Annotated in this window: 2 protein-coding genes; one reads left to right on the forward strand and one right to left on the reverse strand. The window is 73.0% G+C overall.

All coding sequences use genetic code 11. The features are described 5' to 3' along the window. Positions 1-3: 3 nt before the first annotated feature. Positions 4-933 (forward strand): EamA family transporter, encoded by a 930-nt coding sequence (locus GSF22_RS32440; RefSeq protein ID WP_244454545.1) that lies wholly within the window; start codon positions 4-6, stop codon positions 931-933. A 332-nt stretch (positions 934-1265) separates the two neighbouring features. Here the strand turns inward: GSF22_RS32440 and GSF22_RS32445 are convergent. Beyond that, positions 1266-3016 (reverse strand): ATP-dependent helicase (locus tag GSF22_RS32445; RefSeq protein WP_208817727.1); only part of this gene is annotated, 1751 nt, incomplete at its 5' end.

Below are 3016 nucleotides of genomic sequence, written 5' to 3' on the forward strand. Positions count from 1 at the left end.
GCCCTGATCTGGACCGCCCTCACCGTGGTCTACCTGGTCTGGGGGTCCACCTACCTGGCCATCCAGGTGACCGTCGACACCGTGCCGCCGCTGCTCTCGGCCGCCGCGCGGTTCTCGGCCGCCGCCGTGGTGCTCGCCGTGATCATCCGGGTACGCCGGGGAGCCGGTGCGCTGCGCGTCGACCGTCGGCAACTCGCCGGTGCGGCGCTGGTGGGCGTACTCCTGCTCACCGGTGGTAACGGCCTGGTGGTACTCGCCGAGTCGGGGCCGTCCGGGGTCGCTGTGCCGTCCGGGATCGCCGCGCTCCTGGTTGCCGGGGTACCCCTGCTCGTCGTACTGCTCCGGATGACCACCGGTGACCGGCCCGGCCTGCTCAGCCTGCTCGGCGTGGGGGTCGGCCTGCTCGGCCTGGTGCTGTTGGTCCTCCCGTCGGACGGACCGGGTGTGGTACCGGTAACCGGTGCCCTGACCGTGACCGGCGGGGCCGCCTCCTGGGCGCTCGGCTCGTTCCTGTCCGGACGGATCGGCATGCCCGCCGACCCGTTCGTCGCCACCGTCTACGAGATGTTCGCCGGTGCCGCCGCGCTGGCCCTGCTCGCCACGCTCAGGGGTGAACCGGCCCGGTTCGACCCGGCGGCGGTGTCGGCGCGATCCTGGCTGGCCCTCGGGTACCTCGTGCTCGCCGGCTCCCTGGTCGCCTTCACCGCGTACGTGTGGCTGCTGCACCACGCGCCGGTCTCCCTGGCGGCCACGTACGCGTACGTCAATCCGGCTGTGGCAGTCGCGCTCGGCGCCCTGTTGGCGGGCGAACCGGTGACCGCCCGGGTGCTCGCCGGGGGCGCCGTGATCGTGGTCGGGGTGGCGCTGGTCGTCGCCACCGAACGCCCCGGCCGGGCCACGCAGCGTCGCCGACGGGACCACCGACGGCGGTAGGCGTCCGGCCCACTTGGTGCTCGGTCCGCTGGCATCCGGTCGGGTACGCCGGAAGACCCTGCCGATCCGGGGGCCGGCGCTGCCGTCGTCGTTCCTCGGTCGTTTGCAGCTCAGCCGCACTTCGGTCGGGGTGTCACACCGCTCGACGACAACGATCAAGATGTTCCCGCCGCGCTCGTCCTGGCCGCGCTCGTCCTGGCGGCCCTCTCGTCCCCTCTTGCCCTCTGACGCTGGGCGGCTGCCCGGTCGGTGAGGGTCGAGATGCCGGTCGAGGTGTTAACAGGGGGCCCTTCCTATACCGAAAACGTTAATAGGGGGCCCTTCCTTACATCTCAGAGCAGGCGGAGCTGGCGGTCCTTCGGGCGGCGCGGCTCGGTGTCGCCGAACCGTTCGAAGAGTCCCGGATCGATCACGTCGAGGAAGGGCGACGGTACGCAGTCGCGTTCCCTGCCGTACCGGGAGCGGCGGGCGGCGTGGCTGACGTAGAGCCGGTCCTGTGCCCGGGTCAGCCCGACGAAGAACAGACGACGCTCCTCGGCGACCGCCTCCTCGTCCGGCGTGGTACCCGGCCAGCGCAGCGGGAGCAGCCCGTCCTCGCAGCCGACCAGGAACACCACCGGGAACTCCAGGCCCTTCGCGGCGTGCAGGGTCAGCAGGGTGACCGCCTCGGCGCGCGGGTCGAGGGCGTCCACCTCCGCGCCGGTGGCCAACTGGGACAGGAACGACCCGAGGTCGTCGCCGCAGCGCTGGGCGAGCGGGGTGAGCAGGTCCACCGCTGCGCGGACGTCCTCCGGCCCGACCTGGCCGGTCGAGTCCAGGGTGGGCGCCGAGTACCGCTCGGCGAGGATCTGCCCGGCGAGCCGGACCCGGGCCGGCAGTGCGCCGCTCAGCCCGTTCGCGTGCCGCAGTTCCCGGGCGATCGCGTCCACCCCGGGCCGGTCCCGGAGCCGGTCGTGGGACCGTTTCTGCACCGGGATGTTGGCCCGGCGCAGCGCGTCGGCGATCGGGGCGGCCTGCGCGTCGGTGCGGTAGAGCACCGCGATGTCGGAGAAGGAGACGGTGGACGAGCGGCCGTCGATCCGGCCCGAGTCCAGCGACCGGTGGGAGAGCCCACCGACCAGGTCGTCGACGGTACGGACCACGAAGTCGGCCTCGTCGGCGACGGAGGTGGCCGGGTACCGGCCGACCAGCGGGGCCTCCGGGTCGAGCCGGGCCGGGTCCAGCCGCCGGCCCCGGACCAGCGACGACGGCGCGATGGCCTGCACGGCGGCGGCCAGGATCGGCGCCGAGGACCGGTAGTTGCGGGTCAACCGGACCAGCCGGGCGTCCACGAAGTCCTGCGAGAAGCGCAGGAAGTACGACACGTCGGCACCCCGGAACGAGTAGATCGCCTGGTCCGGGTCACCGATCGCGCAGAGGTTGCCGTCCGCCGGGCTGAGCAGCCGCAGCAGTTCGTACTGCACCGCGTCGACGTCCTGGTACTCGTCGACGAAGATCCACCGCCACCGGTCCCGGTACCGTTCCACCAGCGCCGGATCGTCGCGGAGCAGACGTACCGGCAGGGTGAGCAGCTCGTCCAGGTCGATCAGGTCCTGCTTGCGCAGCAGTTGCGTGTACGCGACCGGATCCTCGCCGGCCTCGGTCCGGGCGGCCGTCCGCTCCGCGTCGTCGGCGATCCGGAAGCCGTCCGGCAGCCCGGCCGCGCGGGCGTTCTCCCGCAGGATGGTCAATCCGAGCGAGTGGAAGGTGCCGACGGTGACGTCCTCGGCCACCGGGCCGAGCAGCCCGTCCAGCCGGTGCCGCAGCTCCTCGGCGGCCCGCCGGGTGAACGTGATCGCCAGGCAGCGTTCCGGGAAGACGTTCAGCTCCGCGCAGAGGTAGGCGATCCGGTGGGTCAGGGTGCGGGTCTTGCCGGTACCCGGTCCGGCCACGATCAGCAGCGGACCGCCCGGCGCGGACGCGGCCACCCGCTGCATCGCGTCGAGCCGGTCGAGCAGGCCGGTGCCGACCTCCTCCATGCCGGCGAGCATCGGTTCGAACGGCTCGTGCGGGGACGGTGGCGGGGCGATCGGTGGTGCCGGGG

It is taken from the genome of Micromonospora echinofusca (assembly GCF_017614955.1).
GTDB lineage: Bacteria > Actinomycetota > Actinomycetes > Mycobacteriales > Micromonosporaceae > Micromonospora > Micromonospora echinofusca_A.